Origin of the sequence: Streptomyces atratus (assembly GCF_900119365.1) — a bacterium.
Taxonomy (GTDB): Bacteria; Actinomycetota; Actinomycetes; order Streptomycetales; family Streptomycetaceae; genus Streptomyces; species Streptomyces atratus_B.
The window spans coordinates 329928-336564 of the sequence record NZ_FPJO01000006.1; the positions used below are offsets into that span (position 1 = coordinate 329928).

The window sequence follows — 6637 nt, forward strand, 5'->3', positions numbered from 1 at the left end:
CCGGTGGCCGGAGGAGGGCGGCCTGGGGGTGGGTCGTCGGCTCAGCCGACGGCGCAGCTGCGGGCGGGCAGGACGGCGAGCTCCTCCGGTCGCAGCGGCGGCTCGGTCAGCGCCGGGACCTCGAATCCGCGGCGCAGCGCGGCGAGCAGCCACGGGGTCTGGATCTCGGCGACGGAGGCGGAGAGGGTCATCAGGCCGACGGCGGCACGGCTGACCTCGCGGTTGCGGGTCGCGACACTGCTCATCACGTCCGAATCGCGTCGCCGGGTGCCGTCGTCGTCGGTCAGCCGCGGGTCGCGGCTGTCGACCTCGACGTGGGGGTAGTTCACGTCGCCGGACGTGGCCAGCATCCAGGCGTCGTCGACCGCCTTGGCGACGGCGCGCTGAACGGCACGGCCGAGGCCGGGGTCCAGGTCCCGCAGTTGTATCTGCTTCTCGAAGGCCGCGACACTGCGGGCGGCGGCGCTCATGCCGTGCCCGTAGACGGGGTTGAAGGCCGTCGCCGCGTCGCCGAGCACCACCAGGCCCGCGGGCCAGGCCGCGAGACGGTCGTAGTGCAGGCGCCGGTTGACGGTGGAGCGGGAGCGCTGCACGGCGGTCAGCGGCTCCAGGCCGGCGATCAGGTCCCCGATCAGGGGGTGCCGGACGCTTTCACGCGCGTACTCCATGAACCCGGCCGCGTCCGCGGGCGGTTCGCCGCCGCGGGTACCGGAGAGCGTGACGATCCAGCGGTCGCCCTCGATGGGCATCAGCACGGCGTTGCGTCCCGGTCCGCCCTGTCGCGAGTCCGCGAGCACGCTGACCAGCGGGAAGGTGCCGCCGGGGGTCTCGGGTGCGCGGAAGATGCGGGTCGCGTAGACCATGCCGGTGTCGACGGTCTCCTCTTGCGGAGCCGCGATGCCCAGGCCGCCCAGCCAGCGCTTCATGGCGGAGCCACGCCCGGTGGTGTCGACGACGATGTCGGCCTCCAGCACCCGCTCCTCGCCGGTTGCGCTGTCGCGTACCCGGACTCCGGTGACCCGTTCGGCGGTACCGGTCAGTTCGAGCGCCTCGGTCCGGTCGAGAACCGAGATACGGGGGTTGCGCAGCGCCTGGTCGCGCACGGTCCAGTCGAGCAGCGCGCGGCTGCAGGCAAGGGTGAACCCGGTCTCCGGAAAACGGTGCTGCCATCCGAAGGCGGTGTAGGAAACGAGACCGTTCGGAATTCCGATACGGTGCGCGCCGGCCGCGATGAGACGGTCGGTCGTTCCCGGCAGGAGCGACTCCATGATTCGGGCGCCGCCGGACCACAGAATGTGGCAGTGGCGGGCCTGTGGAACACCCTTGCGGAGCTCCGGCCCGTGCGGGTATTCATCGCGGTCGATGACTGTTACGTCGTCGACATACCGGACCAGCATCGAAGAGGTGAGCGCGCCGGCGAAACCACCGCCCAACACCACGGCACGTCGATTTCCAGTCATCAGTCACCCGGTCCTTTCGCGCTGTGTGGAATCGCCAACTACCGTACGGTGAATCGGGTCGCGGTGATCCGTTCGCCCCGTGCCGCTCCCGAGACAGGGGTGCCTAGGGGTATGTCTAGGGGTAACCGGGATATTTTTCGGGGTGTACGGAGAAATCGCAGATCACCGTGGCGGCGACTGGTCACAAGATGTTTTCTCTACGACAGAAATCCCTACATCTCTGGCTACCGAATGACTGGTCATCCTCATTAGAGTTCCGCCCATGACGACAACACACAGGGCGACACCGGTGGTTGCATTCACCGGCGCTGTCAAGGAGTTCGGCGCGGTGCGCGCCGTCGACGGACTCGATCTCACCATCGGACCAGGCGAGAGAGTCGCCCTGCTCGGACGCAACGGCGCGGGCAAGTCGACGGCCATCAGCCTGCTGCTGGGTCTCGACGACCCGTCCTCCGGCACGGTGGAACTGTTCGGGCAGACCCCGAGCCATGCGGTGACCGAGGGCCGGGTCGGCGCGATGCTGCAGGATTCCAAGCCGGTTTCCCGGGTGACGGTGCGTGAGCTGGTGTCCTTCGTCACCCGTACGTATCCGAACCCGATGACGGTGGACGAGGCACTGGAGCTGGCGGGCCTGACCGAGCTGGCCGGGCGGCGCGCGGACAAGCTCTCCGGGGGGCAGGCCCAGCGGGTCAGCTTCGCCATCGCGCTGGCCGGGGACCCCGATCTGCTGGTGCTGGACGAGCCGACGGCCGCGCTCGACGTGGAGGCCCGCCGGCTGTTCTGGCAGTCGATGCGCGCCTTCACGGACCGCGGGAAGACGGTGCTGTTCTCCACGCACTATCTGGAGGAGGCGGACCAGAACGCCGACCGGATCGTCGTCATCGACCGCGGCCAGTTGATCGCCGACGGAAGCAGCGCCGAGATCAAGCACACGGTGGGGTCCAGCATGGTCTCCTTCACCGTGCCGGACGGGCCGGTGCCGGACAGCCTGGCCGCGCTGCCGGGTGTTCTGTCGGTCGAGGTCGTCGACGGCCGGGTGCGGCTGCGTACGTCGGACTCGGACGCGACGGTGAGCGCCCTGCCGGGCGTGGTGACGCCGCGCGGTCTCGAAGTCGCCCCGGCGGGCCTGGAGGACGCGTTCCTGGCCCTGACGGCGCACCACTCGGGTCGTGACGGGGGCCGCCCGTTCGTCCCCTCCGCCTCGTCCGATTCCGCTGTCCAGACCCCGAAGGCAGGCGCGTGATGGCCAGTTCGATCGCCCTCGTTTCCAACTACGTAAATCTTGAGCTGCGTCGTACGTTCCGTGACACCGGCTTCGTGATCTTCGGCGTCGGCACGCCGGTGCTGATGTACATCATGTTCACCAATGTCGGCGGGGGCTCCGGCGGAACGGACGACTGGGCCGTGACCGCCATGGTCGGTCTGGCGGCGTACGGTGCGCTGAGCGCCGGGCTCAGCTCGGGCACGGCGGTCGCCGAGGACAAGGCCGTGGGGTGGCTTCGGCAGCTGCGGATCACGCCGCTGTCTCCGGCCCAGGTGGTCTTCGGGCGTGCGGTGACCGGCTCGCTGATGGTACTGCCGGCGATTGTGGTGGTCCTGCTCACGGCCATGATCGTCAATGGTGTGCGACTGGATGCCTGGCAGTGGCTCGTGCTGACGCTGCTGCTGTGGGTCGGCTCGCTGCCGTTCACCATGCTCGGGATCGCCAACGGCTACCAGCTCTCGTCCCAGACCACGAACGTCACGAACATCGTCTGCAACCTGGCTCTCGCGCTGGTCGGCGGGCTGTGGTTCCCCATCAGCGAGTTCCCGGGCTGGATGGCTTCGGTGGCCAAGTGGACGCCGGGTTACCGCTTCGGCGAACTGGGCTGGAACACGACGGACGGCGAGGCGCCGAGCATGACGGGCATCGTGGTGCTGGTGGTCTGGCTGCTGGTCTTCGGCGCGTACGCGGCCTTTGCCTACCGCCGTTCGGGCCGTAAGGCGTAAGGCACGTAGGCCTTTTCTGTACAACACATGGCTGTGGGCGGCACCCGGTTCGGGTGCCGCCCACAGCCATGTGTTGTACGGAGGTGCGGTGCCGGGTCAGTCGACGGCGCGGCGGGTGAAGCCGCGGATGCCGACCACCGAGGCCACCACGATCGCGGCCGCGAGGACGGCGAGGTCGATGCCGAGCGGTACGGAGTCCACCTTGTCGAGGAGGACCGAGCGCAGGCCTTCGTTGATGTACGTGATCGGGTTGATGCCGACGACCACCTGGAACCACTTCAGCCCGTGCAGGCTGAGCAGCGAGTACTGGGCGGCCGCGGTGAACATCAGCGGCGTCAGGGCGAGACCGAAGACCACGCCGACGCGACGGGCCGGGACGACGGTGCCCAGGACGAGGCCGAGGGCGCCGCCGAGGAGCGAACCGAGCACGAGAACGGCCAGGATCGGCGGCAGGGCAGCGGCCGGCCACCAGGACACGCCCAGGACGAGGATGCCCACGGGGATCATGAGGGCGGCGGCGATGAAGCCGCGGATGCCGCCGAAGACGATCTTCTCCAGTGCCACCAGCCGGATGCCCACCGGGGCCATCAGGCGGTCCTCGATCTCCTTCGAGTACGAGAAGTCCATGACCAGAGGCAGTGCGGTGGCCTGGAGGGCGCTGATGAAGGCGGTCAGGCCCACGATGCCGGGCAGGAGCAGCGGAACGTAGGAGCTGTCGACGTAGTCCATGTCGGCGAGGACCTTGCCGAAGATGAACAGGATGAAGAGCGGCTGGAGCAGCGCCTCCGCGAGGAACAGCCAGGGCTGGCGGGCGGTGACCAGGATGTCGCGCCACAGGATGGACCCGAGGATGCGGCCCTGCGACACCTTCCGCGGCCCGGTGGGTGCGGAGGGCGCCGAGGGTCTGACGGGCTTGGTGGGCGCGGCGGGTGTGGTGGCCGCGGTCGCGGCTGTGTCTGTGTCTGTGGCCGTGGCGGGCGTGGATGTTGTGACAGTCACCGAAGTCCCCTACCAGTCATGTGAATGAAGACGTCCTCAAGGCTTGCCTCCCGGACGGTCAGGTCTCTGACCTCGCAGTTCAGTTCGCCGAGCACCTTGAAAACACCGGGCAGCACGTCACCGGCGCCGGACTCGACGCTGACCACGAAGCGGTCCTCCTCCGGCTCCGGGGCCGGCATGCCCGGGAAGGGGGGCGCAGCGGCTGCGCCGCCCGTCACGAACTCGGCGGCCGCGACCCACGGCACGGCGGTGAGCGCCTCGGTGACGGACTCCGGGGTCTCGTCCAGGAGGTTCAGCTTGAGGGTGAGCACCGTGCCGCCCGGCAGCGAGCGGATCAGCCCGTCGGGCGTGTCGACGGTCAGCAACTTGCCGTGGTCGACGATGCCGATGCGGTCGCAGACCTTGGCCGCCTCGTCCATGTCGTGCGTGGTGATCACGACGGTCACGCCCTGGCTGCCCAGCTCCTCGACGAGGTCGTGCACGAAGAGCCGCGCCTGCGGGTCCAGGCCGGTGGCGGGCTCGTCGAGGAACATCACGCTCGGGTCGTGCATCAGGGCGCGGGCGATCATCACGCGCTGCGCCTGACCGCCCGACATCTGGTCCACCAGCGAGTCGGCCTTCTCGGTGAGCTGCATCCGCTCCAGCAGCTCGTCGGCACGGCGGCGCCGCTCGGAGCGGCTCAGGCCGTGGTACGCCGCGTGGAACATGAGGTTCTGCCGGACCGTCAGCGAACGGTCCAGGTTGTTGTGCTGCGGGACCACCGCCAGTACACCGCGCGCCCGGTCGGGGTGGGCGATCACGTCGATCCCGTCGAGGGTGGCCCGGCCCGACGTGGCCTTGGCCATCGTGGTGAGCATGCGGATGGTGGTGGTCTTGCCTGCTCCGTTGGGGCCGAGGAGGCCGAAGACCTCGCCGCGCGCCACGGTGAAGCTCAGCCCGTCGACCGCCCGGGGCATGCCGGGCAGATACTCCTTGACGAGATCCTCGACTATCACCGCGTCAGGCGCGGCTGTGGCCGTTTCTGGCACCTTGTGCCTCCTCATCGAAATCGAAAGATGAAATCTCAGACATTGAATCGACCGCTTCTTCTGATCAGGACTTTCCGAACTCGCGCTGGATGAGATCGAACAGCTCGTCCGGCGTCGCGGTCTCCAGCAGGTCGTCGGCCACGGGTTCCGGATTGACCCGGTTCGCCCCTTGTGCCGTGTTCCAGCGGGACAGGAGCGCTTCCAGTCGCTTGGTGATGTCCGCCCCGTCCGCGCCTTGCGAGGAAAGCGACGTGAGAACGCGCTCGAGTTTCTCGATCTCCGCAACGGCTTCGGATTCCTTCACGGAACCGCCGGACAGGCCCGCTTTCTGCCGAGCGAATTGCTCACCGAAATGACGGACGAGATCGACGGATGTCGGGAAATCGAAGATCAGAGTCGCAGGAAGCCGGAATCCGGTCTGCTTCATCAGCCCGTTGCGCAGTTCGACCGCCATGAGGGAGTCGAAGCCCATCTCGACGAATCCACGCCGCGCCTTTATCTGCGCGGGCGTCGTGATTCCGAGCACGCGCGCGGTCTCACCACGTACGAGATCGAGCAGGATTTCGTCCCGGGCCGCCTCGTCCCCGGCAGCGGCGAGGCGCTCCCGCAGGGCAGCAGCCGCGTCACCGGTGCCGGCCGCCGAGGCCGAGTCGTCCTGCAGGGCGGCCGTCTCGGCGAGCCGCTGGTTCTCGGGGAGGTCGCCCAGCAGCGGACTGGGCCGCATGGCCGTGAATGCTGGTGTGAAGCGGTCCCAGATCACGTCGGCGACAGCGAGGCAGGTCTCGTCACCGGTCAACGCCTGCGCGAGCGCGACCAGGGCGCTGTCCGGCTCCATGACGGGCAGACCACGACGGCGCAGCATCTCCTCCTCCTCGACGTCCACGAGCCCGCCGCCACCCCAGGGGCCCCAGGCGAGGGAGGTGGCGACCTGCCCGCGGGTTCGGCGTTCCTGGGCCAGGGCGTCGAGGTAGGCGTTGGCGGCGGCGTAACCCGCCTGCCCGCCACTGCCCCAGACACCGGCGATGGAGGAGAAGAGGACGAACGCGTCCAGTTCGGTGTCCCCGAAGACCGCGTCCAGGTTGGCCGCGCCGGTGACCTTCGCATGCAGTACGTCGGCCAGCTCGGCACCGTCGATCTCGGAAAGCGGAGTGAGCTGACCGA

Annotated in this window: 6 protein-coding genes; 2 read left to right on the top strand and 4 right to left on the bottom strand. The window is 68.8% G+C overall.

Going from position 1 to position 6637, the window contains the following annotated elements; genetic code table 11:
- Window positions 1-41 precede the first annotated feature (41 nt).
- A complete protein-coding gene (locus tag BT364_RS14190; protein ID WP_072485492.1) occupies window positions 42-1460 on the bottom strand; it encodes an FAD-dependent monooxygenase in 1419 nt (472 codons plus the stop codon).
- Window positions 1461-1722: 262 nt separating this feature from the next.
- Here BT364_RS14190 and BT364_RS14195 point away from each other — a divergent pair, with 262 nt between their 5' ends.
- Entirely contained in the window at window positions 1723-2703 is a 981-nt protein-coding gene (locus tag BT364_RS14195) for an ABC transporter ATP-binding protein (protein WP_072485493.1), read from the top strand.
- Window positions 2703-3449 (top strand): ABC transporter permease, encoded by a 747-nt coding sequence (locus BT364_RS14200; protein ID WP_072485494.1) that lies wholly within the window; start codon window positions 2703-2705, stop codon window positions 3447-3449. Before BT364_RS14195 ends, BT364_RS14200 begins: the two co-directional genes overlap by 1 nt.
- 96 nt (window positions 3450-3545) lie before the next feature.
- Here the strand turns inward: BT364_RS14200 and BT364_RS14205 are convergent, their stop codons facing one another.
- The 3 genes from BT364_RS14205 to BT364_RS14215 all read right to left on the bottom strand — a co-directional run.
- A complete protein-coding gene (locus BT364_RS14205; protein ID WP_256259768.1) occupies window positions 3546-4448 on the bottom strand; it encodes an ABC transporter permease in 903 nt (300 codons plus the stop codon).
- Window positions 4445-5476 carry an ABC transporter ATP-binding protein gene (locus tag BT364_RS14210; protein ID WP_256259769.1) on the bottom strand — a complete coding sequence of 344 codons (1032 nt, stop codon included), beginning with the start codon at window positions 5474-5476 and terminating at the stop codon, window positions 4445-4447. The genes BT364_RS14205 and BT364_RS14210 overlap by 4 nt, the downstream gene beginning before the upstream one ends.
- Before the next feature lie 64 nt (window positions 5477-5540).
- Window positions 5541-6637, bottom strand: a 1097-nt coding sequence (locus BT364_RS14215) for a beta-ketoacyl reductase (protein ID WP_143166492.1), incomplete at its 5' end; no start/stop codon positions are given.

What these genes read in the sequence shown, in the direction of transcription:
- BT364_RS14190 (WP_072485492.1), bottom strand. Translation starts at nt 1,460, where the DNA reads ATGACTGGAAATCGACGTGCCGTGGTGTTGGGCGGTGGTTTCGCCGGC.
- BT364_RS14195 (WP_072485493.1), top strand. Translation starts at nt 1,723, where the DNA reads ATGACGACAACACACAGGGCGACACCGGTGGTTGCATTCACCGGCGCT.
- BT364_RS14200 (WP_072485494.1), top strand. Translation starts at nt 2,703, where the DNA reads ATGGCCAGTTCGATCGCCCTCGTTTCCAACTACGTAAATCTTGAGCTG.